Source organism: Streptomyces sp. NPDC099050, assembly GCF_044759865.1.
In the GTDB taxonomy this organism is placed as follows: Bacteria; Actinomycetota; Actinomycetes; order Streptomycetales; family Streptomycetaceae; genus Streptomyces.
This window is the reverse complement of the sequence record NZ_JBIWAE010000006.1, coordinates 290,896-317,321: the sequence shown is the minus strand read 5'-3', so window position 1 is coordinate 317,321 and position 26,426 is coordinate 290,896. Positions and strand designations below refer to the sequence as shown.

Below are 26,426 nucleotides of genomic sequence, written 5' to 3'. Positions count from 1 at the left end.
GGGGCATCTTGCCATTCGGACTGAGTCATTCAGGCAGCCCGTCAGGTCAAAATCGGATAACGGCAGCCCCTTCGTACCCAACAGGACTGCGGACATGGCCCCTCAGAGCCGCACGAACGGCCGTGACCTGGGCCTTTTGCCGCATGATTTACGGCGCGTCTCGCCCATCGGACAGAGAGGTTTGGACTTTTCGCCAAAACCGGGACAAGGACCTGACACTTGAGCGGGAATCGACTCGTCTGGGTGAGTGTTCTTCGGGTAGAACAGATCCTTACACCCCTCATCCGGGGCTCAGGGCGCGCGTGCGGCGCGCCCGCGCGTACGAACCTCCCCTTCGCGGAGACGGACCTACAACCGTCGCCGAGAAGACGGACGCGGTGCCCGCCCACCCCTTAACCAGGAGTGGCCACCCTCAACGATTCAAAGACATAAGGGGTTAAGACAGTGGCAGCGGAGATCGTCAATCCTCGCAGCGACAGCGTGACGGACAACAACCCGGATGCGGTGTTCGCGCTGCACCGGGGCGGCAAGATGGCCATCGTGGCCACCGTGCCGGTCCACAACAAGGACGACCTGTCCCTGGCGTACACGCCCGGCGTTGCGAAGGTCTGCAGCGCCATTGCCGAGCAGCCCGAGCTCGTGAACGAGTACACCTGGAAGTCCAACGTGGTCGCCGTCGTCACCGACGGTACGGCCGTGCTCGGACTCGGTGACATCGGGCCCGAGGCCTCCCTCCCCGTGATGGAGGGCAAGGCCATTCTCTTCAAGCAGTTCGGTGGCGTCGACGCGGTTCCGATCGCGCTCGCCACCAAGGACACGGACGAGATCATCGAGACCGTGATCCGCCTCGCGCCGTCCTTCGGCGGGGTGAACCTGGAGGACATCTCGGCGCCCCGCTGCTTCGAGATCGAGCGCCGCCTCCAGGAAGCACTCGACATCCCGATCTTCCACGACGACCAGCACGGCACGGCCATCGTGACGCTGGCCGCCATGCGCAACGCCGCGAAGCTCACCGGTCGCACCCTCGCCGACCTGCGCGCCGTGATCTCGGGCGCGGGTGCCGCGGGCATCGCGATCGCCAAGATCCTCGTGGACGCGGGCATCGGCGACGTGTGCGTCACCGACCGCAAGGGCGTCGTCTCCGCCGACCGCTCCGACCTGACGGACGTCAAGGCGGAGATCGCGGGCCTGACGAACAAGACCGGCCAGACCGGTTCCCTGGAGAGCGCCCTCGCGGGCGCGGACGTCTTCATCGGCGTCTCCGGCGGTACGGTCCCCGAGGCCGCGGTGGCGACGATGGCGAAGGACTGCTTCGTCTTCGCCATGGCCAACCCGAACCCGGAGGTCCACCCCGACGTCGCGCACAAGTACGCGGCGGTCGTGGCCACGGGCCGCTCGGACTTCCCGAACCAGATCAACAACGTGCTGGCGTTCCCCGGCATCTTCGCGGGCGCGCTGAAGGTCCGCGCGACCCGGATCACCGAGGGCATGAAGATCGCCGCCGCCGACGCCATCGCCGGCGTCGTGGGTGACGAGCTCGCCGCCGACTACGTGATCCCCTCGCCGTTCGACGCCCGCGTCGCCGAGGCCGTCACGGCCGCGGTCGCCGCGGCGGCCAAGGCCGACGGCGTGGCCCGCCTGGCGTAGGTGCCGCGCAAGCCGTACGAAGCGGGGCCCGGCCGGAACCTTCCGGCCGGGCCCCGCTGACGTTCCCGGGGCAGTCGAGTCCCGCCCCGCGGGCGTTCACGTGCGGGCCGGCGCTGGCCACATCCAGCCCCGCCGGCGCTGGAGGCGCGGGTCTGGGCGGAGCCCAGGGAACGGTGGAAGGGCGGGTAGGGGACAGCCCTCGCGGGGCCCGGCTCCGCCACGGGCCGGGTCGGAACCTCCGGGCGAGCGGCCGCCGGGCCCGGGCCGGATCCCCGGAAGCGGCCGGGGCAGGCCCTGGATCCCCGGGCTACCGCCCGGTAGCCTCGCGGCCATGTTCGCTGCCTACGCTGCCCGAATCGACCGTGACCAGCCGCTGAACGGCCTCGTGCTGGGGGAACGCCCGGCCCCCGAGGCCCGCCCCGGCTGGGTGACCGTGAACGTCAAGGCCGCCTCCCTCAACCACCACGACCTGTGGTCGCTGCGCGGGGTCGGCCTCGGGGAGGAGAAGCTCCCCATGATCCTCGGCTGTGACGCCGCCGGGATCGACCAGGACGGCAACGAGGTCGTCCTGCACTCCGTCATCGGCCAGAGCGGCCACGGAGTCGGCCCCGACGAGCCCCGCTCGATCCTGACCGAGCGCTACCAGGGCACCTTCGCCGAGCAGGTCACCGTCCCGGCCTGGAACGTCCTGCGCAAGCCCGCGGAGCTCTCCTTCGAACAGGCCGCCTGCCTGCCCACCGCCTGGCTCACCGCGTACCGCATGCTCTTCACCAACGCGGGCGTCCGTCCCGGCGACTCCGTCCTGGTCCAGGGCGCGGGCGGCGGGGTGGCCACCGCGGCCATCGTCCTCGGCAAGGCGGCCGGCCTGCGGGTCTTCGCGACCAGCCGCGACCAAGCCAAGCGCAAGCGCGCGGTCGAGCTGGGCGCCGTGGAGGCCTACGAGCCCGGCGCGCGGCTCCCCCAGCGGGTCGACGCCGTCATCGAGACGGTCGGCGCCGCCACCTGGTCGCACTCGGTGAAGTCCCTGCGCCCCGGCGGCACCCTGGTCATCTCGGGCGCCACCAGCGGGGACCGCCCGGCGCACGCCGAGCTGACCCGGATCTTCTTCCTGGAGCTCAAGGTGGTCGGCTCCACGATGGGCTCGAAGGACGAGCTGGAGGACCTGCTGTCCTTCTGCGCGGCGACCGGCGTCCGCCCGGTGATCGACGAGACCCTCCCGCTGGACCGGGCCCGCGAGGGCTTCGAGAAGCTGGAGTCCGGCGACCTCTTCGGCAAGATCGTCCTCACCGTGTAGTGCTCGGCACCGCGTCCGGTGTCAATGTGGGTTGACACCCTCCCGTCCGTCAACCTACATTGACGCCCATGACCGAAGCTACCGATCTGGCCGCACGCGCCGGTGACCGTGACCCACGCGTGGGCCTGCGTGCCGTGGCCGCCCTCCGGCGCCTCCTGGAGCAGCTGGAAGCCGTACAGGTACGCGGGGCCCGCGCACAGGGCTGGTCCTGGCAGGAGATCGCGGCCGAGCTGGGCGTCAGCCGGCAGGCCGTACACAAGAAGCACGGGAGGCTCTGATGTTCGAACGCTTCACCCAGGACGCCCGCTCCACCGTGACGGGCGCGGTCACCGAGGCCGAACGGACCGGGGCGCGGCGCGTCGGCGAGGAGCACCTGCTGCTCGCCCTGATCTCCCTGGGCGCACTCGACCCGCTGGGCGTCGACCGGGCGGCGGTCCGCTCCGACCTGGCGGCGGCCCGCCGCCGGGGCGGCATGTCCAAGGCGGACGAGGAAGCCCTCGCCGGGCTGGGCATCGACCTCACGGAGATCGTCTCCCGCGTCGAGGAGACCCACGGCGAAGGCGCCCTGGCGGACCCGGTCCCGCGCGGCCGCGCCGGCCGCACCCGCTTCGCCCCGGGCGCCAAGAAGGTCCTGGAGCAGTCCCTGCGGATCGCCCTGGGCCGCAAGGAGCGCCACATCTCCACCCTCCACCTGCTCCTCGCCCTCCTCTCCCGCCCCGGCACGCCCGCCGAGGTCCTCGCGGACCACGGGGTCACCTACGCGGGCGCCGAGGCGGCCCTGACGGCTTGAGAAGCGGTCACACCCCCTCCGCTTCTTGGCAGCCGCGTACAACCATCGGCCCGGCTCGTGAGTCTTGAGCCGCGAAAGAACGTTTCCTGCTGGGGGTTGTCCGTGAAGCTGTCCCGTATCGCCGCCGCGATCACCACTGCCGCGCTGGCCCCGGCGGTCCTGCTCGCCTCCCCGGCCTTCGCCACCGGCCAGGGGTCCGCCGCGTCCGTCGACATGACGGCTCCGGCCGCTCCCGGCCAGGGCGCGGCGGACGGCCCGGACGGCACGGACCAGGGCGGCGCCGACCAGGACGCCGCGGACCAGGCCGAGCAGGACCGCAAGACGATCCTCGCGATCATCGCCGACCCGATGGCCAGCGGTTACATGAAGGAAGCCGGCAACAAGGCCATCGCCGACGGCCCGGCGGCCATGCGCAAGTTCATCGAGACCGACCAGTACGTCATCCGCCGCGACGACTACAGGGTGCTCATCAGCCGCCTGGCGAACGACGCCGGGCCCGGCCTGATGGAGGGCATCAAGCAGATCATGCGGAGCGGCGCGACCCTGGACGAGCTGCGCCACTTCTACGAGGTCACCCAGCACGAACTGCGCGACGAAGACAACAAGGTCGACATCGCCCGGATCGTCGGCATCGGCGGCCCGGCCGTGCGGGAAGCGGGCAAGAGGGCCCTGAAGGGCACGCCCGCCGACCGCATCGCCTTCCTGAAGACGGGGCAGTACCTCGCACAGGCCGCCGACGACCGGGCCGAACTCGCCCGCATCGACGAAGCCTGGGACGGCCCCCTCCTGAGCGCGGCCATCGGCAAGATCCTCGGCGGTTCCGCGACCCCGGCCGAGCTGCGCCACTTCCTCGAAGTGACCCAGTACGAGCTGCGCGACCAGGACAACCGCACCGAGATCGCGAAGATCATCAACGGCGACGGCGCGGGCCCGGAGCTGGTCAAGGCCGGCCGCGCCGCGCTGGCGGGTACCCCCGCCGACCGCACCGCGTTCCTGAAGACGGGCCAGCACGAGGCGCGCGCCAAGGACAAGAAGGCCCAGGAGGAGCAGCAGGAACAGGGGAAGGAGGAGGGGAAGGGCGGACAGGACGAGAACACCCCCGGCACCGGAACCGGCTCGGATTCCGGTGCCGGTTCCGGAACCGGCGGCGGCAACACCGCCGTCACTCCCCAGGGCGGCACCGCCCCGCCCCTCGCCTCCACCGGCGCCGGTGACTCCGCCCTGATCGCGGTCGGCGGCGGCACGGCACTCGCCGCCGGCGCGGGGCTCCTGCTCGCCGCCCGGAGGCGTCGCGCGGGCTCCGCGCGCTGAACCGCCTCGCTGCGGCCGTACAGGGGTCGGCCGCGGCGAGGAATCCGGACGGGGCGGCCCAGGCCGCCCCGTCGGCTTGTGCGGAGACGGCCCGGGCCGGGCGAGATCCGAAAGGGCCGGCCTAGCCTTGCGGCCCGAGGGCCGTCGCGATGCGGGCGGCCGCCTCCGCCAGGTGGTTACGGGCCCGCGCCAGCTGGTCCTCGCTGATCCCCCGGTCACGGGCCGCGTCGCGGATGTCGTCGCGGAAGCGGTCCAGCAGCCGGTCCAGGTCGCGGGCCGGATCCCCCGTAGGCGGTACGTCACGCGCCCAGTCCGTGTCGGGAGCGGCGGCCGGGGCGGCCGCCCGGGCCGAGGGACCGGACGGAGCGGAGGGCCCGGACGGACCGGACGGATCGGAGGGAGCCGTCGGCGAGCCCGAGCCGCCGAGCCAGGCTCCCGCCAGGCTGCCCAGGACCCCGCCCGACTTCGCGAACTGCTCCTGCAACTGGCCGGCGATGCGCTGGACCTCCTCGCGCGCCCGCTCCTGCGCCTCCTTGGCCTGCCGGCGCGCCTGCTGGGCCTCCTCGCGGGCCCGGCGGCTCTCGTCCTTCGCCCGGCGCGCCTGTTCCTTCCACTCGGCCTTCGCCTTGCGGAACTCCTCCTTGGCGGCCGTCCAGGACTCGCCCTCCACCTGCGTGGCCGACGCACTGGCCGCGGCCCGCAGTTCGCGCCGCAGATCGCCCGCCGCGCCGCTCACGTCGGCGCGGATCTCGGCGGCCAGCTCGGAGACCGAGTCACGGATCTCCAGCTCCAGGTCGGCCAGCTCGCCGACGCGGTCGGCCAGTTCGGCGCGGCCCGCGTCGGTGATCGAGTACACCTTGCGCCCGCCCTCCGTCGCGTGTGTGACCAGGCCCTCGGTCTCCAGCTTCGCCAGGCGCGGGTACACCGTGCCCGCGGAGGGTACGTACAGCCCCTGGAAACGTTCCTCCAGCAGCCGGATCACCTCGTACCCGTGGCGCGGGGCCTCGTCGAGCAGCTTGAGGAGGTAGAGGCGGAGGCGGCCGTGGGCGAAGACGGGCGGCATGTCAGAGCACCTTCTTGTCGAGCGTGAGGGGGGCGGCGGGGGCGGCCTGGTCCGTGGCCGGGCGGCGCAGCAGCGCGATGGAACCGGAGACGGTGGTGGCCCGCAGCGTGCCGGCGCCCGCGCCCAGGGTGCCGGTGATCCGCTTGGCGCCCAGCTGGCCGGAGACCTGCAGGTCCTCGAAGGCGTTGGAGACGCCGCCGGTGGCGGTGTTGGCCTCGACGCGGGCGTCGGCCGGGTGCGGGAGGCGGATGGCGACCTGCCCGGATACGGAGGTGAGGGAGATGTCGACCGGTCGCGGTTCGGGGCGGTCGTCGAGGGCCAGGTCGATCAGCATGTCCCCGCTGACCGAGTCGGCCCGTACGGTGCCCACGGCGCCGTCGACGACCGTCAGGCCGCCGGACACGGAGTGGAAGCCGAATTCGCCGGTCACGGACTGGGCCTCGACCCCGCCGGAGACCGTGTGCGCCTTGACCTTGCCGGAGAGGCCGACGAGCGTGGTCTCGCCGGAGACCCCGTGGATGTCCGTGCCGCCTTCGATGCCGGAGACGAAGACGGTGGCGCCGACCCGGGCCAGCTGGACGTGGGCGGCGGCCGGGACGGTGAGGGTGACGGTCGCGCTGCGCTCCCAGGCCTTGCGGCCGGAGCCACCGGAGGACCAGGTCTTCCAGGGCTTGGCGTCGAACCACTCCTTGAACCCCTGGGAACCGTTCCAGGGGAGGTCCTCGTAGGAGACGGTCAGGATGCCGCCCTCCTGCACCACGTGCAGGGGCGGGCCGTCGACCTCGGACACCTCCAGGCGGGCCGGGCCCCCATCGGCGGCGGCGACGACGTTGACCGTGCCGCCGATCACCCGGACGCGGACCTCGGTCACCGGCTCCTCGAAGGTGAGCTTCTGCGGTCCGGCGACCGACCACACCTTCGGCGGACTCTGCGGATTCTGCGCTGCCTCTGCCATGGTGCTGGCCCTCCTCGGCGTACCTGCACGCAACATATCGCGTCTTCTGTCCAACACGATATATCGCGGTTGCCGGAAGTCAAGCGCGTCAGGATGATCCAAAATCATCAGTTTGGGCTGGTTTGGCTTAGCGTGTGGGCATGTCGATCTCCCAGACCACGGCGGGCGGCCTGCTGCTCTGCCGCGCCGAGCCCCTCGCCGCCCGACCCGCCGCGCACATCCTGCGCGAACGTCTGCTGCTGGCCCCCGCCGGCGAGTGGAGCGTGCTGGTACCCGAGGCCAAGCCCTGGCTCGGCGGCAACGAATCCGTGGCCGAAGTCCTGGCGGGATGGGGTGCGGCGGTCGCGCTGAGCTCCAACTGGCCGGTGCTCAGCCTGTGGTGGGAGGAGGGCCGGACCGGCTTCGTGCTCTCCTCGGGCTTCCGCCGGTCCGCGGCCTACGCGTGGGACGCGGCGGGCCGTCCGCACGGCGAGCCGGACGCCCCGGACGCGGATGCCATGCGGGTGCTCGCGGCGCGGCTCGGGCTCGACCCGGTGCTGGACCTGGAGGAACTGGAGCGCCTCACCCGCCCCGACGCGGCGGCCGACGGAGCGTCCCGGCTGCTCGGTGTCATCGCGCTGCTGGCCCGGGCGGGGCTGGCGCTGCCCGCCGGCCTGAACCCCGGGGAACCGGCCGACCGGCTGCGCGAGGCGGCCCGGGTCGCCCCGGAGGCGGAGCGGGTGGAGTGGGCGGGCTGGCGCGACACGGTGCGGGCGGAGCTCGCGGTGGTCGAGGACAGCCCCCTGGGCCCGTGGCTCCGGGGCCCCAAGGCGCGCCTGGCGGGAGCCGCCCAACTGGCCGCCGGAGCCCCCCTGATGATGTGGGCGGCCCGCCGCCGCAGCCCGGGCTGGCTGGCCGCGGGCACCGTCCTGGTGACCCACGGCGTAGCCGCCCTGGCCTACGACCGGGCCCGCCGCCGGGTCTAGGGCACCTACAGCTGCACCTCCACCTGCACCTGTACCTACGCCTACGCCTACACCTCCAGCGCCCGCGCGGCCGAGTCGGCTGCCGGACCGGCTCCTACACCGCCAGCAGCGGGCTCGCGTTGCGGCGCAGCCAGGCACGGTAGGGCGGAGTCCCCAGGGCTGCTTCGCGGTAGGCCGCGCGGAGGTCCTCGTACACCCCGTCGGACATCTGCGCCTGCACCCCGGGGCGGGTCGCGAGGAGCAGGCGCACGGCGAGCGGGTCGCCCGAGAGCGGGCGGATCGCCATGTCCTCGCGCGGTCCGGAGGTGGGCTGGCAGGGGGCGACGGCCTCGCCGGAGACGATCAGCGAGGTGGCCGTGTGGTAATCGGCGTGCAGCAGCGGCGGGTCGAGCCCGGCACCCGCCAGGACCCGGCGCAAGCCGTCCCACTCGCCGTCCACCGACGGGTCCACGGTCCACCGGTCGGCGGCGAGGTCCCGCAGCTCCACCACGGCCCGCGCCGCCGCGGGATGGTCCCGGGACATGGACACGAACTGCGGCTCCCGCTCCATCAGCACCCGTAACTCGAGCCCGGCCGGCACCCGCAGCGGGCTGCCCTCCACCTCGTGCACGAAGGCCACGTCGAGCCGGCCCGAAGCCGTCATCCGCAGCAGCGCGTTGGCGGACACGTCGACCATCAGGTCGGTCTCCGTGTCGGGCAGCCGCCGGTGCAGCCGCCGCAACCAGCCGGGCAGGGCGCGGCTGGCCGTGGAGCCGATCCGCAGCCGGGGTCCCTGGGACAGCGACCGGGCCTCCGCGACGAGGGCGGCCATCTCGGCGAGGAGCGGCCGCGCCCGTCCGAGTATCGTGCGCCCGAAGGGAGTCGGCCTGCATCCGGTGCGCTCGCGCAGGAACAGCTCCCCGTCCAGGGCCCGTTCGATGCGCCGCAGCTGGGTCGTCAGGGAGGGCTGGCTCACGCCGAGCTGCCGGGCGGCCTTGTGCAGGCTGCCGGCGTCGGCGATGGCGCACAGGGCGCGCAGGTGCCTGACCTCAAGCTCCATTCCCCGAGGGTAGGCCGGGCCGAGCCGACCGCACCAGTAACCGGTATCCCCTCGAATCCCGCCATTCTCACGCTGGTTGGGCTTCCGAAATCCTCCCGATAACCCGGCGCTATCGGATTCTGACATCATCCGCCGACCGCTCCCGCTCCCGCAGACTCCGGTACCGAACGACCCCCACCCCCCACCGCACCGGATGAGCAGGAGTCCCCCACATGCGCCACTCCCGCAAGACCACCCTGTCCGCCGTCGGCCTCGGCGTCGCCGCCGTCCTCGGCGCCGTCCTCCCGGGCGCCACCGCCTCGGCCTCCCCGGGCGCCGGCAGCCCCGCCACGTACGCCGCGTACGAGCAGTCGAAGGAGAACCAGGCCGCCAACCGCGCCTTCTTCGAGGCCGTGCAGCGCTCGGTGGCCCAACAGCGCGCCGCCACCCCGGGCCTGGCGGCCGTGACGGTCACCTACAACACCCGCAACGCGCCCAGCTTCCGCACCCAGATAGCCCGTTCCACGCAGATCTGGAACAGCTCGGTGGTCAACGTCAAACTCCAGGAGGTGTCCTCGGGCGGGAACTTCTCGTACTACGAGGGCAACGACTCGCGCGGTTCCTACGCCAGCACGAACGGCCACGGCCAGGGGTACATCTTCCTGGACTACCGGCAGAACCAGCAGTACAACTCCACCCGCGTGACCTCGCACGAGACCGGTCACGTGCTCGGACTGCCGGACCACTACTCGGGCCCGTGCAGCGAGCTGATGTCCGGCGGCGGCCCCGGCACCTCCTGCCAGAACGCCACCCCGAACTCCGCCGAGCGTTCGCGCGTCAACCAGCTCTGGGCGAACGGCCTCGTCGCGTCCGGCCTGGACGCGAAGGGCTAGGCCCCGTCGGCCGCGGAGCCCGGGGTCCCGGGCTCCGCGGCTCCTGGCTCCGCGGCCCTTGGCTCTGCGGCCCCGGGCTCTACGGCTCCGGGCTCGTAAACGCCGCGCACTCCCGGTTCCGGCAAGGACCGGGAGTCCACACCGGGACGAAGATCCCCAGGGATTTGCGCCGTCCGACGATCGTGTCGACGGGGCTCCCGCAGGCCGGGCACGACTGCTGGTCGTGCCCGGCCCGCGGGGCGACCGTCCCGTGTGCCCGCTGGTCCCGCTGTTCACCGGCCATACCTCCACGGTAGGCCGGTTTCGCCGGTTCGGCGGGTCAGCGCCCGACGGCGTACGAGGTGACGACCTGGCCGCCGCCGAGGGCCTTGAAACCGGTCAGCTCCAGCGGGCGCGCCCCGAATCCGGCGCGCGACATCGGCATGCCGGTGCCGACGAAGACCGGGTAGGTCTTGACCACGAACGCGTCGATCTCGTCGATCAGCTGCCCCGCGAGGTCCGCTCCGCCGCACAGCCAGATCCCGAGCCCCTCCTCGGCCTTCAGCTCGCGCACCTTGGCCACCAGGTCGCCCTCGATCAGCCGCACCGCCGGGTCCGGCGCCTCGGTGAGCGAGCGCGAGACGACGTACTGCTCGCGCATGTGCGCGTACGGGCTGGTCAGGCCCTCCTTGAGGCCGGGCTCGTACGTACCGCGCCCCATGAGCACCGTGTCGAAGTGCCTGGGTTCGGCGTCCTCGATCCCCAGCTGGACGCGCCCCGGTGTGGAGATGGTCTCCGGGTACTCGGCCATGAGGTGTTCGATGAACTCCCGGTCGAGATGGCCGTAGATGAAACCGGCGTCGCCGTCCGGGGCCCCGATGAAGCCGTCGACCGACGTGGCGACGAAGTACGTGAGCTTGCGCAAGCGATTCTCTTCCGTTCGACAGTGCACCCACATCGGGGCACGTCGATCAAAGTACTTCAGGTGAAGTGGTGCCGCAAGGGATAACCGAAGGGCGCCTGACCAGCGGCACCGGCCGGACCAGCCGGACCGGCCGGACCAGCAGGACGGGCCGCACCGGCCGCACCGGTCACTGCGGCTTGCGCCACATCGGCCACATCAGCGGCCCCTCCGGCAGCCGCACCGCCTCGCCCGTGAACTGCCAGCCCAGCCGCTCGTACAGCCCCTTGCTGCGCTCGCTGCTCGCCTCCAGGTACGCCGGTACGCCCTCGCGGTCGCAGCGCTCCAGCACCGGCCGGATCAGCTCCGTGCCCAGCCCCTCGCCCTGCCGCCCCGGGGCGACCGCGATCATCAGCAGGTACTCGTGCTCCTCCGCCATCGGGTGCACCGCGCCGGTGAGCCGGCCCACCAGCTCGCACCGCTCGTTGTCCGGGTCGGCGACGGCCCGCATCTTCGCCGGTATCTCGTCCTCGACGTGCCCGGCCTCCGGATCGGCCGCTGGGATCCGCAGCCACAGCGCCGCCGCCGAACCGTCCGCCGCGTAGTCGATCCGGCCCTCGGCCAGCGCCACGTCCACGAAGACGCCGAGGAACTTCCCGTGCACCGCGGCCCGGTGCTCCGGGTCCGGGAACACCCAGCTGCTCACGGGATCGCTGCGGAAGGCCTCGTCGAGCAGCCGTGCCACGGCGTCCCGGTCCGACGGTCCGGCCTGACGTATCTCCAGCCCCATGGGTCACACCCTTCACATCACTCACGCGTCAACAACCGTGAGTGATCCTAGAGTTGCCCCACCGACGCAGAAAGGCCCGTTCCGGCACCGTGCGGTACCGGAACAGGCCTCCGGGGTCCCCCCTCTCCCCTACGCGGTCACTTCGTACGCCGTGTCACGAACTCCGCCAGCGCCAGCAACCCGCCCGCGGCCCCCAGATCCGGGACGGCCCGCGACAGCTGCTGCACCGCCCGCCCCATCCGGTCGGCGGCATGGGCCTGCGCCCAGTCCCGCCCGCCGGCCCGCTCCACCGCCGCGGCCGCCCTGCTCACGTCGTCCCCGGTCATGGGACCCGCGTACAGCCCGGCCAGTTCCTCCCCCGCCGGGGTGCCCGAGGTGAGGGCGGCCACGACCGGGAGGGACTTCTTGCGGGCCAGCAGATCGGCCCCGGCGGGCTTGCCGGTGTGGCCGGGGTCCCCCCAGATGCCGATCAGGTCGTCGATGAGCTGGAACGCCAGCCCGGCCTCCCGGCCGAAGGCGTCCATGGCGTCGACCTCGTCCGGGCCGGCCCCGGCGTACAGCGCGCCGAGCGCGCACGCGCAGCCCAGCAGGGCCCCGGTCTTGGCCGTCGCCATGGTCAGGCACTCGTCGAGGGAGACGCTGCGGCGCTGCTCGAAGGCGCAGTCCGCCTGCTGGCCCGCGCACAGCTCGACGATGCAGGCGGCGAGCCGCGCCGAGGCCGCCGCCGAGGCCGGATGCGGATCCTCGGCGAGCAGCCGCAGCGCGAGCGCCATCATGGCGTCGCCCGTGATGATCGCGTCCGAGGTCCCGAAGACCGTCCAGGCCGTGGGCCGGCCGCGCCTGCGGACGTCCTTGTCGATGACGTCGTCGTGCAGCAGCGTGAAGTTGTGCGCCAGCTCCACGGCCACGGCCGGCCGCACGGCCTCCGTGGCCGTCCCGTCCCCGCGCAGGGCCTGCGCGGCGGCGAGCACCAGGGCGGGCCGGATGGCCTTGCCGGTGCTGCCCGCCGCCGGGGTGCCGTCCTCGTGCTCCCAGCCGAAGTGGTACATCGCCACGTGCCGCATCGAGCCGGGCAGGCTCTCGACGGCCCGGCGCAGTTCCGGGTTGACCGTTCCTCTCGTCCGCTCCAGCAGGACGGCGGCTTCCTGCCCCTCGCTGGTGGTGATCGCCTCAGTGGTCGACATGGCGTGTGCGCTCCGTCCCGTCCTGTCCCGTCCCGCCCTGCCCCGCCTGGCTCCCGCCCTTCGCTCCGGCGTCGGCGCCGGAGCCGGCCGGGTCAGCTCCAGCGGGCGATCTCCACGTTCTCCAGGACGCCGAGCGCGTCCGGCACCAGCACCGCGGCGGAGAAGTAGGTGGTGACCAGGTACGAGATGATCGCCTGCTCGCTGATCCCCATGAACCGCACCGAGGTGCTCGGCTCGATCTCGTCCGGGATCCCGGGCTGGTGCAGGCCGATCACGCCCGATTCCTCCTCGCCGGTGCGCATGCAGAGGATGGAGGTCGTACGGGCGTCGCTGATCGGGATCTTGTTGGACGGGAACATCGGGACCCCGCGCCAGGCCGGCACCCGGTGCCCGCCGATCTCGACCGACTCCGGGTACAGCCCGCGCTTGTTGCACTCGCGTCCGAAGGCGGCGATGGCCTTGGGATGGGCCAGGAAGAACTTGGATCCGCGCCGCATGCTGAGCAGCTGGTCCATGTCGTCGGGGCTGGGCGCCCCGTCGTGGGACTGGATGCGCTGGTCGTAGTCGGCGTTGTGCAGGAGGCCGAAGTCGCGGTTGTTGAGCATCTCGTGCTCCTGGCGCTCGCGCAGCGCCTCGACCGTGAGCCTGAGCTGCTGCTCGGTCTGGTTCATGGGCTGGTTGTACAGGTCGGCGACGCGGGTGTGGACGCGCAGGACCGTCTGGGCGATGGACAGTTCGTACTCGCGCGGCCTGGCCTCGTAGTCCACGAAGGTGCCCGGCAGGACGGCCTCGCCCTGGTGGCCGGCGGAGAGGTCGATCGCGGCCTCGCCGTACTTGTTGGTGCGCTGCTCCGGCAGGGCCCGTACGGAGTCCAGGTGCGCCCGCAGCGAGTCGACCCGGTCGGCGAGGATCTGGAAGTCCTGGCGGGAGAGGGCGAGCACGGTGCCGGCGGTGGCGGCGCGGGCGGTGTACTCCCAGATGGCCTCCTCGTCGAGGAGGGCGTCCTCGCCGAAGAAGGCCCCGTCGGCGACGGTCTGCAGGACGGCGTCGTCACCGTACGGGCCGGGGCCGATCTGGTCGATGCGGCCGTGGGCGAGCAGGAACACCTTGTCGGCGGGGCTGCCGAAGGAGGTCAGCTCCTGGCCCGCCTCGAAGTCGATCTGGTGGCAGCGCGCGGCGAGTTCGGCCAGCGCGTCGGGGTCGTCGTAGTCGCGCAGTACCGGGAGCTCCCCCAGCTCCGCCGGAATCACCTGTACCTGCGTGCCGGTCTTGATGAACTCCACGACGCCGTTGCCGACGGAGTAGCTCAGCCGCCGGTTCACCCGGTACGTGCCGCCCTGGACGGGCACCCACGGGAGCATCTTCAGGAGCCACCGCGAGGTGATCTCCTGCATCTGCGGCGCGGACTTGGTCGTGGTTGCCAAGTTCCGCGCGGCCGTGGTTCCCAGACTGCGCTGCGGTGCCTGGGTCTCGGATTCGGAACCTGCCTGGACCGACATGTTTTCCCCTTCGATCACTCCATGAATCTGCGGGAGGAGCCTTTCAGCACGGACCGTGGTGAGACCATTACACAAAAGGGTGGGACTACTCCGTTCGTGGCTGGGCACCCTCTTGAGTTCACCTCCGCCCCACGCGGCACTCGGACCCCACCCGTTTCAGCCATCCGCACGATGACCCCTCGTTAAATTGCACGCTGGATGCAAGTTTTCTACGCTGGATCCATGCGGCTGACCCGATTCACCGATCTCGCCCTGCGCGTCCTGATGCGCCTTGCCGTCGCGGAGGAGGACCTCCCCACCACCCGCGACGTGGCGGCGACCATGGAGGTCCCGTACACCCACACCGCCAAAGTGGTCGCCAAGCTGCAGCATCTCGGTCTGGTCGAAGCCCGCCGCGGCCGCGGCGGCGGCCTCACCCTGACCCCCGCCGGGCGCGCCGCCTCGGTGGGCGGGGTGATCCGCGAACTGGAGGGCGCCGGCGACGTCGTGGACTGCGACGGCACCGTCCCGTGCCCGCTGCGGAGCGCGTGCGTGCTGCGCGGGGCGCTGCGCCGGGCCCAGGAGGCCTTCTTCGCCTCCCTGGACCCGCTGACGGTGAACGACCTGGTCGCGGCCCCGACCGGGCCGCTCCTGCTGGGCATTTCGGGCGGATCACCGGGGGCCGGAAGGCCCTGAAGGCGGGGGCCGGATGGCCGGTTCGCACCGGCACTTGACCCGCATAGCCTGATGCCCACCGACACTTCGAACAGAAATCCGTATCGCCCAGCCATCACCACGGGCGCCCCACGGACCCCGGCAAGCCTCGCCCATAAATACGCATCTCACATTCCATTTTTACGATCCATCCCCGACCCGAGGAGTCACCGATGCTTTCCGAGAAGTCGACCGCGACCGTACGAGCCACCCTGCCCGCCGTGGGCGCGGCCATCGGCGACATCACGGAGCTCTTCTACCGGAAGCTCTTCGCGGCCCACCCCGAACTGATCCGCGACCTCTTCAACCGCGGCAACCAGAACGCCGGGCTCCAGAAGCAGGCCCTCGCCGGCTCCATCGCCGCCTTCGCGACCCACCTCGTGGCCCACCCCGAGGCCCGCCCCGACGTGATGCTGAACCGCATAGCCCACAAGCACACCTCCCTCGGGGTCACCCGCGAGCAGTACCCGATCGTCCACAAGCACCTCTTCGAGGCGATCGCGGAGATCCTCGGCGAGGCCGTCACCCCCGAGGTCGCCGCGGCCTGGGACGAGGTCTACTGGCTCATGGCGAACGCCCTCATCACCATCGAGGAGCGCCTCTACGCCGAGCAGCAGGTCCTCGCCGGAGACGTCTGGCGCGACTGGACGGTCGCCGCCCGCGTCGAGGAGACCGCCGACTGCACCACCTTCCACCTCACCCCGGCCGACGGCACCCCCGCGCCCGGCTTCAAGCCGGGGCAGTACGTCTCCGTCCAGGTAGAGCTCCCCGACGGCGCCCGCCAGATCCGCCAGTACAGTCTCTCCAGCGCCCCCGGCTCCCCGGTCCGCTCCATCACCGTCAAGCGGGTTCACGGCCCGGCCGCCGCCGGGCCCGACGGCGAGGTCTCCAACCACCTGCACGCCGAGGTCCGCGCCGGCGACGCCCTGCGCGTCTCCGCCCCCTACGGCGACCTGGTCCTCCAGGACTCCGCCGCGCCGGTGATCCTGGCCTCGGCCGGCATCGGCTGCACCCCGATGCTCTCGATGCTGGAGCACCTGGCCGACACCGCGCACGCGGCTCCGGTCACCGTCCTGCACGCCGACCGCTCCCCCGCCGACCACGCCCTGCGCACCGGCCACCGGGAACTGACCGGCAAGCTCGCCGACGCCTCGGCACACTTCTGGAACGAGGCCGACGCCGAGCCCGGCGACCACGAGGGCCTCCTCGACCTCACCGCCATCCCGGTCGCCCCGGGCACGAAGGCCTACCTCTGTGGCCCGCTCCCCTTCATGCGGGCGGCGCGCGAGCAGCTGATCGCCAAGGGCGTGGCGCCCGCGGACATCGCCTACGAGGTCTTCGGCCCCGACCTGTGGCTCGCCTCGGCGTGAACCGTGCGCCGGGTGCGCGCCCCTTGCGACGGAATGGCCGCCTCCACTAAACGTTGAGTAACCATTCGGCTACTCACAGCCAAGGAGGCGGTCATGTCCGCACCCCTGTCCGCGAACCGGTTCATCGGCGCCCTGCGGGCCGAGGGGCTGACGGTCGTCGAAGTCGGCGGCTGGCGCACCCGCAACCGCGACCACAAAGGCCCCTGGGGGCCGGTGCACGGCGTGATGCTCCACCACACCGTCACGCGCGGGACCGCGCACACCGTCCAGCTCTGCCGCGACGGCCACGCGGACCTCCCCGGCCCGCTCTGCCACGGCGTGATCACCAAGGACGGCCGGGTCCACCTGGTCGGCCACGGCCGCGCCAACCACGCCGGCGCGGGCGACTCCAGCGTCCTGGCGGCCGTGATCGCGGAGAAGCGCCTCCCGCCCGACCAGCACGCGGACACCGACGGCAACCGCCACTTCTACGGCTTCGAGTGCGAGAACCTCGGCAACGGCGAGGACCCCTGGCCGGCCCCCCAGCTCGACGCGATGGCCCGCGCGTCGGCCGCCCTGTGCCGCGCCCACGGCTGGACGGCCCGCTCGGTGATCGGCCACCTGGAATGGCGTCCGGGCAAGATCGACCCGAAGGGCTTCACGATGGCCTCGATGCGCACCCGCGTCGCGGAGCGCCTGAAGTAGCCGGCGCACCGCCGGCGAACCGCCCGCGAACCGGCGCGGGCGGACCCGGCACGCGGCGGCACACAATGGGCGGGTGGAACGTACAGTCGACCCGGCCCTGATCCTGCGGCCCCGCCCGCCCTCCCCGCTGACCGAAGCCCCGGACGAGCGGTTCGCCGCGCAGGGAGTACGGCTGCTGCTCAAGCGGGACGACCTGGTCCATCCGGAGCTGCCCGGCAACAAGTGGCGCAAGCTCGCGCCGAACCTGCGGGCCGCCGTCGCGGGCGGGTACCCGGAGCTGGTGACCTTCGGCGGGGCCTACTCCAACCACCTGCGGGCCACCGCAGCGGCCGGCCGGCTGCTGGGGCTGGCGACGGTGGGGATCGTACGGGGCGACGAGCTCGCGGCGCGGCCGCTGAACGACTCCCTCGCCCGGTGCGCGGCAGACGGCATGCGGCTCCACTTCGTGACCCGGTCGGCCTACCGGGACAAGGCCGGGCTGCCCGCCCTGGCGGGCGCGGAGGGGGCCTACGTGATCCCCGAGGGCGGCAGCAACGCCCTCGCGCTGCACGGCTGCGCCGAGTTGGGCCGCGAGCTGGGCGGTGCCTGCGACGTGGCCGCCGCGGCCTGCGGGACCGGGGGCACGCTGGCCGGGCTGGCGGCGGGACTCGGCGCGGGCCAACGGGCCGTGGGGGTGCCGGTGGTCGGGGGCGGTTTCCTGGAGGCGGAGATACGTTCCCTCCAGACGGCCGCCTTCGGCGGCCCGGCGGGCGACTGGTCGCTGGCCGAGGGCTACGCCCACGGCGGCTACGGCCGGGTCCCCGCCGAGCTGGCGCGGTTCGCGGCGGACTTCGAGTCCCGCCACGGCCTGCCGGTGGAGCGGATCTACGTGGCGAAGCTCCTGTGGGCCCTGCTCGACCTGACCCGCTCCGGCGCCTTCCCCCGCGGCACCACCCTGGCGGCGGTGGTCACGGGCCGCCCGTAGGCCGTCGCTTTCGGCGCGGCCCGGGCGCCCGCGCGGCCCCTCAGCCCGCTTCCTCCCGGTACGCCGCCGCTTCCTCCAGGTCCAGGCGGCGCAGCAGGGCCCGGAGCATTTCGTCGTCGATGCGGCGGGCGTCGCGCAGGGAGACGAAGACCTCGCGTTCCGCCGCGATCATCTCCCCCGCCAGACGGCGGTAGACGTCGTCCGCGGACTCGCCCGTCACCGCGTTAACCTCCCCCAGCCGCTCCCACACCGCGTTGCGCCGCCGCTCCAGCACGGTGTGCAGCCGGTCCGCCAGCGGGGGCGGGAGGGCGTTCGCGGGGGAGGCCAGGAGTTCCGTGAGCCGGTCCTCCGCCGCCCGCGAGGCCTCGCTCTGGGCCTGGGCCTCCGCCAGGGTCTCGGCGTGGGCGTCCTTGGGCGGCAGCCGCAGCAGCCGGATCAGCGGCGGCAGGGTCAGGCCCTGGACCACCAGCGTGCCGATCACCGTCGTGAAGGTCAGGAACAGGATCAGGTTGCGGTGCGGCACGCTCATCGGCACGGAGAAGGCGATCGCCAGCGAGACCACGCCCCGCATGCCCGCCCAGCCCACGATGACCGGGGCCTTCCAGGTCGTCTCCGGCTCGCGCCCGCGGATCCGCTGCGAAAGCCTCGGCAGGAAGGTCGCCGGGAAGACCCACGCGAAGCGGGCCGCCACCACGACGAGGAACACCACCACGGCGTAGCCCGCCGCGGCCGAGCCCTCGTACTCCCCCAGCCCCTTCAGCACCACCGGCAGCTGGAGCCCGATCAGCGCGAAGACCACCGATTCGAGGATGAAGGCGACCATCTTCCAGACCGCCTCCTCCTGGAGCCGGGTCGCGAAGTCGACCTGCCAGTTGCGGTGCCCGAGGTACAGCGCGACCACCACCACCGCGAGCACTCCCGACGCGTGCACCCGCTCGGCGGCCGCGTAGGCCACGAACGGGATCAGCAGCGACAAGGTGTTCTGCAGGAGCGGTTCGCGCAGCTTCGTGCGCAGGACGTGGATCGGGACCATCAGCAGCAGGCCCATCGCGACCCCGCCCACCGAGGCCACCAGGAACTCCTGGATCCCGTCCGTCCAGCCGGCGCTCGCCCCGACGGCCGCCGCCAGCGCGACCTTATACGCGGTGATCGCGGTGGCGTCGTTGACCAGGGACTCACCCTGGAGGATGGTCGTGATCCTGTTCGGCAGCCCGAGCTTGCGGGCGATGGCCGTGGCCGCGACCGCGTCGGGCGGGGCGATGACCGCCCCCAGCACCAGCGCCACCGGCAGCGAGAGCCCCGGCACCGCCAGGTACGCCGCGTACCCGACGGCGACCGTCGCGAAGAGCACGTACCCCACCGAGAGCAGCGCCACGGGCCGGATGTTCGCCCGCAGGTCCAGGTACGAGCTGTCCACCGCGGCCGTGTAGAGCAGCGGCGGGAGCAGCAGCGGCAGCACGATGTGCGGGTCCAGGTCGTATTCCGGCACGCCCGGCACGTAGGCCGCGGCCAGACCGGCGGCGACCAGCAGCAGCGGCGCGGGCACCGGGGTGCGGCGGGCCAGGCCCGCGACGACCGCGCACCCGGCGACCAGCGCCACCAGCGGCAATACCTCCATCGAAGATCATCCTCGCTTGAGTCATGTCATCCCGGGCGCCCGCACCTCAGTACGCTGGCCATCATGAGCGAGTGCACCCACGTTCCCGAACTGCCGCGCCCCGAGCCGGTCCCGCTTGCCCAGACCTGCCCCGAATGTCTGGCGCTGGGCAGCCATCCCGTCCAGCTCCGGATGTGCCTGGGGTGCGGGCACGTCGGCTGCTGCGACTCCTCCCCCCACCGGCACGCCACGGCGCACCACCGGGAGACCGGACATCCGGTGATGCGCAGCTTCGAACCGGGTGAGACCTGGCGCTGGTGTTTTGTCGACGGTTCGATCGTCTGAGGCGGGGTAGGTCAACCCTCCGCCGGTTCCCCTGATTTGGACCCGCAGACCCCTAGCCACTGTGCGTCCCCATGGGCTTACCATCAGTCACTGGTCGCAGGCACGGCCTTTCGGCCGGCTATGTGCAGCTAAGTTCAAAGGGGTTCTGCACCCTCCGACAGGGGTGCCGCGACACGATCGCCCGGATCGCGATAGCGTCACCGGCGAACAGAGCTCGTACCACCTTGGAGGTGAGGGTGTCCCAGATCGCAGGCGAGCCCGGGACCCAGGACTTCGTGGAAGTCCGGCTGCCCGCTGCGGGTGCCTACCTGTCGGTGCTGCGGACGGCCACGGCCGGCCTCGCGGCACGTTTGGACTTCACCCTCGACGAGATCGAGGACCTCCGCATCGCGGTGGACGAGGCCTGCGCGATCCTGCTCCAGCAGGCCGTGCCCGGCTCCGTCCTCAGCTGCGTCTTCCGGTTGGTCGACGATTCGCTGGAGGTGACCGTCTCCGCCCCGACCACCGACGGCCGGGCCCCGGAGCGCGACACGTTCGCGTGGACGGTCCTCTCGGCGCTCGCCGGGAAGGTCGAGGCCACGGTCGAGGAGGACAAGACGGTGAGCATCAGCCTCTACAAACAGCGCGGCGCGGGACCAGGCCCGGCGTGAGCGGCGGGGAGGTCCCGGTGCGGGGCGGGGATCGACCCCGGGTAGGACACGAGGTCGACGGCGGCATTCCGGAGCAGCAGCACGCCCGGCCGCACCCGGCTGACACGGATGCGGAAAACGGCTTTTTGGACTCGGCGGAGCGACGGGCGGGCCCTGTGAGCGAGAACCAGCACGACCAAACACTGCCGGTCCAGCCACCGGGGGCCGCTGCCACGGCCCCGCCGGTGGCCCCGGCCGCGGACACACCACTGGCCGCGGAAGCCACCGAAGCCCTGCGGGCTCCGGTGTTCACGGCGCCGGCGCCGCTGCCGGATCCGCGCGACCGCAGCGGCGCGCGGGCCCTCTTCATCGAGCTCCGGGCGCTGCCCGACGGCTCGCCGGAGAAGGCGGAGCTGCGCAACCGGCTCGTACGGATGCACCTGCCGCTGGTCGAGCACCTGGCCCGGCGCTTCCGCAACCGGGGCGAGCCGCTGGACGACCTGACCCAGGTCGCCACCATCGGTCTGATCAAGTCGGTGGACCGCTTCGACCCGGACCGCGGGGTCGAGTTCTCCACGTACGCCACGCCCACGGTGGTCGGCGAGATCAAGCGCCACTTCCGCGACAAGGGCTGGGCCGTACGGGTCCCCCGGCGCCTGCAGGAGCTGCGGCTCTCGCTGACCACGGCGACGGCGGAACTGTCCCAGCAGCACGGCCGCTCCCCCACGGTGCACGAACTGGCCGAGCGGCTGGGGATCTCCGAGGAGGAGGTGCTGGAGGGTCTGGAATCGGCCAACGCCTACAGCACGCTCTCGCTGGACGTCCCGGACACCGACGACGAGTCACCGGCGGTCGCGGACACCCTGGGCTCCGAGGACGAGGCGCTGGAGGGCGTCGAGTACCGCGAGTCCCTCAAGCCGCTGCTCGAAGGACTGCCGCCGCGGGAGAAGCGGATCCTGCTGCTGCGGTTCTTCGGCAACATGACCCAGTCGCAGATCGCCCAGGAGGTCGGCATCTCCCAGATGCACGTCTCCCGGCTACTGGCCCGCACCCTGGCCCAGCTCCGCGAGAAGCTCCTGGTCGAGGAGTAGGGGAGCCGGCCGCAGGGGCTATCGGGCCTGTTCCGCGGGCCCGATGCCCAGTGCTTCGGTGGCCTTCTGGTTCACCAGGAGGCCCGCGACGGCCACCGCGGCCAGCGCCAGGGCCGCGGCGGCGATCCGCATCGACCCTCCCGCGGTCCACAGCATCCAGGCGACCGGCAGCGACATCAGCTGGGTGATCAGCGCCGGGCCGCGGCTCCAGCGGCGGCGCAGCAGCAGCCCGCGCGCCGCGACCAGCGGCAGCGCGGCCAGGACGAGCAGGGTGACCCCGCCGGTCGCGGCCTGCAGGGAGTCGCCGCCGCCGAAGACGGCCGTGGAGAGGTCGGCGACGCCGGGCCCGGCCAGGGCCAGCCCCTCCAGCGCGGTCAGCGCGGCGGCCGCGGTCAGCCGGCGGGGCAGCGGGACGGGGACGGCGGACACGGTGGGGCTGGGCTTCGTACTCACCCCAGCAGGGTAGCGGCGCCCCTCCCGCCCCGAAGGGGACGGCCAGTATCGGCCGCCTTCGAACGGGTCGGTAGGCTGACGCCCATGCGTGCACTCCTCGTGGCCAACCCAGCAGCGACGACGACCAGTGCGCGCACGCGCGACGTCCTGACCCACGCGCTCGCCAGCGAGATGAAGCTGGAGGCGGTCACCACCGAGTACCGCGGCCACGCCCGGGACCTGGGCCGCAGGGCGGCCGAGACCGGCGTGGACCTGGTCGTGGCCCTGGGCGGTGACGGCACCGTCAACGAAGTGGTCAACGGGCTGCTGCACCAGGGACCCGATCCGGACCGGCTGCCCGGCCTCGCGGTGGTCCCCGGCGGCTCCACCAATGTTTTCGCCCGCGCGCTCGGCCTGCCCAACGACGCCGTCGAGGCGACCGGCGCCCTGCTGGACGCGCTGCGCGAACGGCGCGAACGGACGGTCGGCCTCGGGCTCGCGGCCGGCACCCCGGGCACGGAGGACGAGTCGGTCCCGGCGCGCTGGTTCACCTTCTGCGCGGGCTTCGGCTTCGACGCGGGCGTCGTGGGCCGCGTGGAACAGCAGCGGGAACGGGGCAAGCGTTCGACCCATGCCCTGTACGTGCGACAGCTGATGCGCCAGTTCTGGGAAGAGCCCAACCGCCGTCACGGCACGGTGACACTGGAACGCCCCGGCGCGGATCCGGTGACGGACCTGGTGCTGTCGATAGTGTGCAACACGTCACCTTGGACATACCTGGGCAACCGGCCGCTTTACGCCTCCCCCGAGGCGTCGTTCGACACCGCACTTGACGTGTTGGCGCTGGACCGTTTGTCAACTCCGGCGGTCGCCCGCTACGCGACACAGCTCCTGACCTCGACTCCTGAGCGCGGCCCGCACGGCAAGCACGCGGTGTCTCTGCACGATCTGACGGACTTCACCTTGCATTCGAAGGTGCCGCTTCCGTTCCAGATGGACGGAGACCACCTCGGGCTGCGCACCAGCGTTCGGTTCACAGGCGTACGCCGTGCACTGCGTGTGATTGTGTGAGCGGAAGGGCCGAAAGTCCTTTCACTCGAACGTTTACACGCCGGTCCACCCCTAGGAAGTAGGGCTGTGACCTAGTAGACACCGACGAATCAAAAAAAACTTTCCGGAAGGGGTTGTATCCCCGTCCGAGGTTTGCGAATCTCTACATGGCGATCGGGACAGCCCGCAGAACCCGGCACCCACACAGACCGCCAGAACCCCTCCACGAATCTCCGGCAGCCCAGGGCGAGTTTTTCCCCAAACTGGGCGGTCTCCCTTCCCTCACGAAGGGATTCGTGAAAGCGTTCACATTCACAAGCAACCTGCCCGCAATACAAGGAGATGGAGCAGCCATGGACTGGCGTCACAACGCCGTTTGTCGTGAGGAAGACCCGGAACTCTTCTTCCCCATCGGCAACACCGGTCCTGCGCTGCTGCAGATCGAGGAAGCCAAGGCCGTCTGCCGCCGTTGCCCCGTCATGGAGCAGTGCCTGCAGTGGGCGCTCGAGTCCGGTCAGGACTCCGGTGTCTGGGGCGGTCTCAGCGAGGACGAGCGCCGCGCAATGAAGCGCCGCGCCGCTCGCAATCGGGCGCGCAACGCAACCGCCTGACATCGACTTTCGAGCCTCGAGCCGCAGCGCGTAGTACCCATTTAAGCGCTCAGCAACGTGCTCTTGAACCCCGTACCGAAAACCATTCGGTACGGGGTTCAGTGCTGTCCGGGGCCCATGAGGACCCCGTGACGTCACTCTGAGTCACCGGAACGGTGCACTACTTCTGCGGACTGGCCGGTATGTCGAGGACGACCTTGGTGCCGCGCGGCTCGGACGCGACCATGTCGAAGCTGCCGCCGAGCTCCCCCTCCACCAGGGTCCTTACGATCTGCAGCCCCAGGTTGCCGGCCCGCTGGGGGTCGAACCCCTCGGGCAGGCCGCAGCCGTCGTCGACCACCGAGATCAGCAGCCGGGCATCGGCGCGGCCGCTGCCCGAGCGGGCCGCGGACACCTCCACGGTGCCGCCCTCCCCCTGGGTGAAGGCGTGTTCCAGGGCGTTCTGGAGGATCTCCGTCAGCACCATCGACAGCGGGGTGGCGACCTCCGCGTCCAGGATGCCGAAACGGCCGGTGCGCCGGCAGGCGACGTTGCCCGGGGAGATCTCGGCGACCATCGCGATCACGCGGTCGGCGATCTCGTCGAACTCGACCCGCTCATCCAGGTTCTGAGACAGCGTCTCGTGCACGATCGCGATCGACCCGACGCGGCGGACGGCCTCGTTCAGCGCCTCGCGCCCCTGCGGCGAATCCATTCGGCGGGCCTGCAGGCGCAGGAGCGCGGCCACCGTCTGGAGGTTGTTCTTCACCCGGTGGTGGATCTCCCGGATGGTCGCGTCCTTGGTGATCAATTCACGTTCGCGACGACGCAGTTCCGTGACGTCGCGGCACAGGACGAGCGAGCCGATCCGGGTGCCCTTGGGCTTGAGCGGGATGGCCCGCAGCTGGATGACCCCGCCGCTGCCCTCGGCCTCGGTCTCGCGCGGCGCCCAGCCGCTGGCCAGTTTGACCAGCGCCTCGTCCACCGGGCCTCGCGAGGGCGCGAGTTCGGAGGTGATGGTGCCCAGGTGCTGGCCGACCAGGTCGGAGGCGAGGCCGAGCCGGTGGTAGGCGGAGAGCGCGTTCGGGGACGCGTACGTCACCACGCCCTCGGCGTCGAGCCGGATCAGGCCGTCGCCGACGCGCGGGGAGGCGTCCATGTCGACCTGCTGGCCCGGGAACGGGAAGGAGCCCGCCGCGATCATCTGGGCCAGGTCGGAGGCGGACTGAAGGTAGGTGAGCTCCAGCCGGCTCGGTGTACGCACAGTGAGCAGGTTGGTGTTGCGTGCGATCACGCCGAGGACCCGGCCCTCCCGGCGCACGGGGATCGACTCGACGCGGACCGGCACCTCCTCGCGCCACTCCGGGTCGCCCTCGCGCACGATGCGGCCCTCGTCGAGCGCGGCGTCGAGCAGCGGACGGCGGCCGCGCGGGACCAGGTGGCCGACCATGTCGTCCTGGTACGAGGTGGGGCCGGTGTTCGGGCGCATCTGCGCGACCGAGACGTAGCGGCTGCCGTCGAGGGTCGGAACCCACAGCACGAGGTCCGCGAAGGAGAGGTCGGAGAGCAGCTGCCACTCCGAGACCAGCAGGTGGAGCCACTCCAGGTCGGTTTCACTGAGAGCGGTGTGCTGGCGTACGAGGTCGTTCATGGAGGGCACGTGGCGAGCGTACCCCGGGTACGGGCCATGACTTTCCTCAGCGCGATTCCCCGAAGTGACTATGGAGTATCCAGGAGACCCCGCTTCCGCGTACGCTTGGAGGAAGTGACGGGAACCCGGGTCGCGTCATTGGATGGACAGAACAGATTGGTCTAGTCCACAATTGCATCAAGCTTCCGCCCTCCCCGCACAGGAGGACGGATCGAGGTAAGCCGCGCGCTCTGCCCTGACCGCGCGTCACCTCCCACCGGCTGTCGGGCACCGCACACCCGACGGCCGTGAGTACTCCGGGCTACGGTGCCGGGCGGGCTGAGGGTCCCGTCCGGCACCGTGGCCCAGAGGAATGTGGCCCAGCGGAATATGGCCCAGAGGAATGCGGCCCGGATGAATCCGGCGCCGGAACGTGCCGCCGGGTGACGTGCCCCCTACTGCGGCCAGGCCCCCACGGCGAGCGCCGCCACCGCCTCCAGCTCCGCCCGGCCCGCGCCGTCGCGCGACTGCTGGGACATCCCCTGCAGCACCGCTCCGGCATAGCGCGCCAGCGCCCACGTATCCGTACCGGCCGGCAGGACTCCGGCGGCGACATCGGCCCGGACGCGGCTCTCGAACGCCACCAGGTTGGCCTCGCGCCGTACCCGCAGCGCCTCCGCCACCTCGTCCGAGGTGGTGTTGACCGCCGCGCTGATCACCATGCAGCCCGGCGGGTGGGCGGGGTCGGTGTAGACCTCCGCCGCCTCGTGCAGGATGCGCCCCAGCGCCGCGCGGGCGGTGGGCTCCTCGGCGAGGGCCACGGCCGCGAAGTCCCCGTAGCGGCCTCCGTAGACCACCACGACCTCGTCGAAGAGCTTGCGCTTGTCTCCGAAGGCCGCGTAGAGGCTCGGGGCGCTGATCCCGAGCGAGGCGGTCAGGTCGGAGATCGACGTCGCCTCGTAGCCGCGCTCCCAGAAGGCGAGCATCGCCTTGTCGAGGGCCGCGTCACGGTCGAAGGAGCGGGGCCTGCCGCGCTGTCCGGTCACCATGCACTCATTCTAT

27 protein-coding genes are annotated in these 26,426 nt (G+C 71.9%); 16 read left to right on the top strand and 11 right to left on the bottom strand.

The window, feature by feature from the left end; genetic code table 11:
• Nucleotides 1-444 precede the first annotated feature (444 nt).
• From ACIQV3_RS13570 to ACIQV3_RS13550, 5 genes are all read left to right on the top strand, one after another.
• Entirely contained in the window at nucleotides 445-1,647 is a 1,203-nt protein-coding gene (locus ACIQV3_RS13570; protein WP_327304596.1) for an NADP-dependent malic enzyme, read from the top strand.
• Between the two features lie 331 nt (nucleotides 1,648-1,978).
• A complete protein-coding gene (locus tag ACIQV3_RS13565) occupies nucleotides 1,979-2,941 on the top strand; it encodes a zinc-binding dehydrogenase (RefSeq protein ID WP_403712557.1) in 963 nt (320 codons plus the stop codon).
• Between the two features lie 68 nt (nucleotides 2,942-3,009).
• Nucleotides 3,010-3,219 (top strand): helix-turn-helix domain-containing protein, encoded by a 210-nt coding sequence (locus ACIQV3_RS13560; RefSeq protein WP_266881092.1) that lies wholly within the window; start codon nucleotides 3,010-3,012, stop codon nucleotides 3,217-3,219.
• Complete coding sequence (locus ACIQV3_RS13555) at nucleotides 3,219-3,731, top strand: Clp protease N-terminal domain-containing protein (protein ID WP_403712556.1); 513 nt, start codon at nucleotides 3,219-3,221, stop codon at nucleotides 3,729-3,731. The genes ACIQV3_RS13560 and ACIQV3_RS13555 overlap by 1 nt, the downstream gene beginning before the upstream one ends.
• Before the next feature lie 102 nt (nucleotides 3,732-3,833).
• Nucleotides 3,834-5,042, top strand: a complete 1,209-nt coding sequence (locus tag ACIQV3_RS13550; RefSeq protein WP_403712555.1) for an ALF repeat-containing protein — start codon at nucleotides 3,834-3,836, stop codon at nucleotides 5,040-5,042.
• Between the two features lie 121 nt (nucleotides 5,043-5,163).
• Here ACIQV3_RS13550 and ACIQV3_RS13545 read toward each other — a convergent pair whose 3' ends face one another.
• A complete protein-coding gene (locus ACIQV3_RS13545) occupies nucleotides 5,164-6,105 on the bottom strand; it encodes a helix-turn-helix transcriptional regulator (RefSeq protein WP_403712554.1) in 942 nt (313 codons plus the stop codon).
• 1 nt (nucleotide 6,106) lies between these two features.
• Nucleotides 6,107-7,060, bottom strand: coding sequence for a DUF4097 family beta strand repeat-containing protein (locus ACIQV3_RS13540; protein ID WP_403712553.1), 954 nt, complete (start codon nucleotides 7,058-7,060; stop codon nucleotides 6,107-6,109).
• A gap of 146 nt (nucleotides 7,061-7,206) precedes the next feature.
• On the opposite strand from ACIQV3_RS13540, the gene ACIQV3_RS13535 reads away from it, so the two are divergent.
• Nucleotides 7,207-8,025, top strand: coding sequence for a hypothetical protein (locus ACIQV3_RS13535; RefSeq protein ID WP_403712617.1), 819 nt, complete (start codon nucleotides 7,207-7,209; stop codon nucleotides 8,023-8,025).
• A gap of 94 nt (nucleotides 8,026-8,119) precedes the next feature.
• On the opposite strand, the gene ACIQV3_RS13530 is transcribed toward ACIQV3_RS13535, so the two are convergent.
• Entirely contained in the window at nucleotides 8,120-9,064 is a 945-nt protein-coding gene (locus tag ACIQV3_RS13530; RefSeq protein WP_403712552.1) for a LysR family transcriptional regulator, read from the bottom strand.
• A 212-nt stretch (nucleotides 9,065-9,276) separates the two neighbouring features.
• On the opposite strand from ACIQV3_RS13530, the gene snpA reads away from it, so the two are divergent.
• A complete protein-coding gene (gene snpA, locus ACIQV3_RS13525; RefSeq protein WP_403712551.1) occupies nucleotides 9,277-9,936 on the top strand; it encodes a snapalysin in 660 nt (219 codons plus the stop codon).
• Between the two features lie 319 nt (nucleotides 9,937-10,255).
• On the opposite strand, the gene ACIQV3_RS13520 is transcribed toward snpA, so the two are convergent.
• From ACIQV3_RS13520 to ACIQV3_RS13505, 4 genes are all read right to left on the bottom strand, one after another.
• The gene (locus tag ACIQV3_RS13520) at nucleotides 10,256-10,840 is read right to left on the bottom strand and encodes a dihydrofolate reductase family protein (RefSeq protein WP_403712550.1); all 585 of its coding nucleotides are present in this window, start codon (nucleotides 10,838-10,840) and stop codon (nucleotides 10,256-10,258) included.
• A 166-nt stretch (nucleotides 10,841-11,006) separates the two neighbouring features.
• On the bottom strand, nucleotides 11,007-11,606 hold the full coding sequence (locus tag ACIQV3_RS13515) for a GNAT family N-acetyltransferase (RefSeq protein WP_403712549.1): 600 nt from the start codon (nucleotides 11,604-11,606) through the stop codon (nucleotides 11,007-11,009).
• Nucleotides 11,607-11,743: 137 nt separating this feature from the next.
• Nucleotides 11,744-12,790: a family 2 encapsulin nanocompartment cargo protein polyprenyl transferase gene (locus ACIQV3_RS13510; RefSeq protein ID WP_403712548.1), complete on the bottom strand. Its 1,047-nt coding sequence runs from the start codon at nucleotides 12,788-12,790 to the stop codon at nucleotides 11,744-11,746.
• 92 nt (nucleotides 12,791-12,882) lie between these two features.
• Nucleotides 12,883-14,289 (bottom strand): family 2B encapsulin nanocompartment shell protein, encoded by a 1,407-nt coding sequence (locus tag ACIQV3_RS13505; protein ID WP_403712547.1) that lies wholly within the window; start codon nucleotides 14,287-14,289, stop codon nucleotides 12,883-12,885.
• A 222-nt stretch (nucleotides 14,290-14,511) separates the two neighbouring features.
• Between ACIQV3_RS13505 and ACIQV3_RS13500 the strand changes: the two genes are divergently transcribed.
• From ACIQV3_RS13500 to ACIQV3_RS13485, 4 genes are all read left to right on the top strand, one after another.
• Complete coding sequence (locus ACIQV3_RS13500; protein ID WP_403712546.1) at nucleotides 14,512-14,964, top strand: RrF2 family transcriptional regulator; 453 nt, start codon at nucleotides 14,512-14,514, stop codon at nucleotides 14,962-14,964.
• A 191-nt stretch (nucleotides 14,965-15,155) separates the two neighbouring features.
• Nucleotides 15,156-16,352, top strand: coding sequence for a globin domain-containing protein (locus ACIQV3_RS13495; protein ID WP_403712545.1), 1,197 nt, complete (start codon nucleotides 15,156-15,158; stop codon nucleotides 16,350-16,352).
• A 93-nt stretch (nucleotides 16,353-16,445) separates the two neighbouring features.
• A complete protein-coding gene (locus tag ACIQV3_RS13490) occupies nucleotides 16,446-17,036 on the top strand; it encodes an N-acetylmuramoyl-L-alanine amidase (protein ID WP_403712544.1) in 591 nt (196 codons plus the stop codon).
• A gap of 73 nt (nucleotides 17,037-17,109) precedes the next feature.
• Complete coding sequence (locus ACIQV3_RS13485; protein WP_403712543.1) at nucleotides 17,110-18,000, top strand: 1-aminocyclopropane-1-carboxylate deaminase/D-cysteine desulfhydrase; 891 nt, start codon at nucleotides 17,110-17,112, stop codon at nucleotides 17,998-18,000.
• Nucleotides 18,001-18,040: 40 nt separating this feature from the next.
• On the opposite strand, the gene ACIQV3_RS13480 is transcribed toward ACIQV3_RS13485, so the two are convergent.
• Nucleotides 18,041-19,618, bottom strand: a complete 1,578-nt coding sequence (locus ACIQV3_RS13480; protein WP_403712542.1) for a Na+/H+ antiporter — start codon at nucleotides 19,616-19,618, stop codon at nucleotides 18,041-18,043.
• A gap of 63 nt (nucleotides 19,619-19,681) precedes the next feature.
• Here ACIQV3_RS13480 and ACIQV3_RS13475 point away from each other — a divergent pair, with 63 nt between their 5' ends.
• The 3 genes from ACIQV3_RS13475 (at nucleotide 19,682) to ACIQV3_RS13465 (ending at nucleotide 21,662) form a co-directional block, all read left to right on the top strand.
• Nucleotides 19,682-19,942: a UBP-type zinc finger domain-containing protein gene (locus ACIQV3_RS13475; RefSeq protein ID WP_383952157.1), complete on the top strand. Its 261-nt coding sequence runs from the start codon at nucleotides 19,682-19,684 to the stop codon at nucleotides 19,940-19,942.
• A 236-nt stretch (nucleotides 19,943-20,178) separates the two neighbouring features.
• Nucleotides 20,179-20,592, top strand: coding sequence for an anti-sigma regulatory factor (locus ACIQV3_RS13470; RefSeq protein WP_112452126.1), 414 nt, complete (start codon nucleotides 20,179-20,181; stop codon nucleotides 20,590-20,592).
• On the top strand, nucleotides 20,589-21,662 hold the full coding sequence (locus ACIQV3_RS13465; RefSeq protein ID WP_403712541.1) for an RNA polymerase sigma factor SigF: 1,074 nt from the start codon (nucleotides 20,589-20,591) through the stop codon (nucleotides 21,660-21,662). Before ACIQV3_RS13470 ends, ACIQV3_RS13465 begins: the two co-directional genes overlap by 4 nt.
• Nucleotides 21,663-21,680: 18 nt before the next feature.
• Here ACIQV3_RS13465 and ACIQV3_RS13460 read toward each other — a convergent pair whose 3' ends face one another.
• The gene (locus tag ACIQV3_RS13460) at nucleotides 21,681-22,115 is read right to left on the bottom strand and encodes a hypothetical protein (protein ID WP_403712540.1); all 435 of its coding nucleotides are present in this window, start codon (nucleotides 22,113-22,115) and stop codon (nucleotides 21,681-21,683) included.
• Nucleotides 22,116-22,199: 84 nt separating this feature from the next.
• Here ACIQV3_RS13460 and ACIQV3_RS13455 point away from each other — a divergent pair, with 84 nt between their 5' ends.
• Nucleotides 22,200-23,165 carry a diacylglycerol/lipid kinase family protein gene (locus tag ACIQV3_RS13455; RefSeq protein WP_403712539.1) on the top strand — a complete coding sequence of 322 codons (966 nt, stop codon included), beginning with the start codon at nucleotides 22,200-22,202 and terminating at the stop codon, nucleotides 23,163-23,165.
• 332 nt (nucleotides 23,166-23,497) lie between these two features.
• Nucleotides 23,498-23,755, top strand: coding sequence for a WhiB family transcriptional regulator (locus tag ACIQV3_RS13450; RefSeq protein WP_004937597.1), 258 nt, complete (start codon nucleotides 23,498-23,500; stop codon nucleotides 23,753-23,755).
• Nucleotides 23,756-23,915: 160 nt separating this feature from the next.
• Here the strand turns inward: ACIQV3_RS13450 and ACIQV3_RS13445 are convergent, their stop codons facing one another.
• Both ACIQV3_RS13445 and ACIQV3_RS13440 read right to left on the bottom strand, forming a co-directional pair.
• A complete protein-coding gene (locus ACIQV3_RS13445) occupies nucleotides 23,916-25,385 on the bottom strand; it encodes a sensor histidine kinase (RefSeq protein WP_403712616.1) in 1,470 nt (489 codons plus the stop codon).
• A gap of 434 nt (nucleotides 25,386-25,819) precedes the next feature.
• Nucleotides 25,820-26,413 (bottom strand): TetR/AcrR family transcriptional regulator, encoded by a 594-nt coding sequence (locus ACIQV3_RS13440; RefSeq protein ID WP_403712538.1) that lies wholly within the window; start codon nucleotides 26,411-26,413, stop codon nucleotides 25,820-25,822.
• Nucleotides 26,414-26,426: the final 13 nt, after the last annotated feature.

Excerpts from the sequence above, each read along its gene's own strand:
- ACIQV3_RS13565 (WP_403712557.1), top strand. The coding sequence starts at position 1,979 with ATGTTCGCTGCCTACGCTGCCCGAATCGACCGTGACCAGCCGCTGAAC.
- ACIQV3_RS13560 (WP_266881092.1), top strand. The coding sequence starts at position 3,010 with ATGACCGAAGCTACCGATCTGGCCGCACGCGCCGGTGACCGTGACCCA.
- ACIQV3_RS13555 (WP_403712556.1), top strand. The coding sequence starts at position 3,219 with ATGTTCGAACGCTTCACCCAGGACGCCCGCTCCACCGTGACGGGCGCG.
- ACIQV3_RS13545 (WP_403712554.1), bottom strand. The coding sequence starts at position 6,105 with ATGCCGCCCGTCTTCGCCCACGGCCGCCTCCGCCTCTACCTCCTCAAG.
- ACIQV3_RS13540 (WP_403712553.1), bottom strand. The coding sequence starts at position 7,060 with ATGGCAGAGGCAGCGCAGAATCCGCAGAGTCCGCCGAAGGTGTGGTCG.
- ACIQV3_RS13530 (WP_403712552.1), bottom strand. The coding sequence starts at position 9,064 with ATGGAGCTTGAGGTCAGGCACCTGCGCGCCCTGTGCGCCATCGCCGAC.
- snpA (WP_403712551.1), top strand. The coding sequence starts at position 9,277 with ATGCGCCACTCCCGCAAGACCACCCTGTCCGCCGTCGGCCTCGGCGTC.
- ACIQV3_RS13515 (WP_403712549.1), bottom strand. The coding sequence starts at position 11,606 with ATGGGGCTGGAGATACGTCAGGCCGGACCGTCGGACCGGGACGCCGTG.
- ACIQV3_RS13510 (WP_403712548.1), bottom strand. The coding sequence starts at position 12,790 with ATGTCGACCACTGAGGCGATCACCACCAGCGAGGGGCAGGAAGCCGCC.
- ACIQV3_RS13505 (WP_403712547.1), bottom strand. The coding sequence starts at position 14,289 with ATGTCGGTCCAGGCAGGTTCCGAATCCGAGACCCAGGCACCGCAGCGC.
- ACIQV3_RS13500 (WP_403712546.1), top strand. The coding sequence starts at position 14,512 with ATGCGGCTGACCCGATTCACCGATCTCGCCCTGCGCGTCCTGATGCGC.
- ACIQV3_RS13495 (WP_403712545.1), top strand. The coding sequence starts at position 15,156 with ATGCTTTCCGAGAAGTCGACCGCGACCGTACGAGCCACCCTGCCCGCC.
- ACIQV3_RS13490 (WP_403712544.1), top strand. The coding sequence starts at position 16,446 with ATGTCCGCACCCCTGTCCGCGAACCGGTTCATCGGCGCCCTGCGGGCC.
- ACIQV3_RS13480 (WP_403712542.1), bottom strand. The coding sequence starts at position 19,618 with ATGGAGGTATTGCCGCTGGTGGCGCTGGTCGCCGGGTGCGCGGTCGTC.
- ACIQV3_RS13475 (WP_383952157.1), top strand. The coding sequence starts at position 19,682 with ATGAGCGAGTGCACCCACGTTCCCGAACTGCCGCGCCCCGAGCCGGTC.
- ACIQV3_RS13455 (WP_403712539.1), top strand. The coding sequence starts at position 22,200 with ATGCGTGCACTCCTCGTGGCCAACCCAGCAGCGACGACGACCAGTGCG.
- ACIQV3_RS13450 (WP_004937597.1), top strand. The coding sequence starts at position 23,498 with ATGGACTGGCGTCACAACGCCGTTTGTCGTGAGGAAGACCCGGAACTC.
- ACIQV3_RS13445 (WP_403712616.1), bottom strand. The coding sequence starts at position 25,385 with ATGAACGACCTCGTACGCCAGCACACCGCTCTCAGTGAAACCGACCTG.
- ACIQV3_RS13440 (WP_403712538.1), bottom strand. The coding sequence starts at position 26,413 with ATGGTGACCGGACAGCGCGGCAGGCCCCGCTCCTTCGACCGTGACGCG.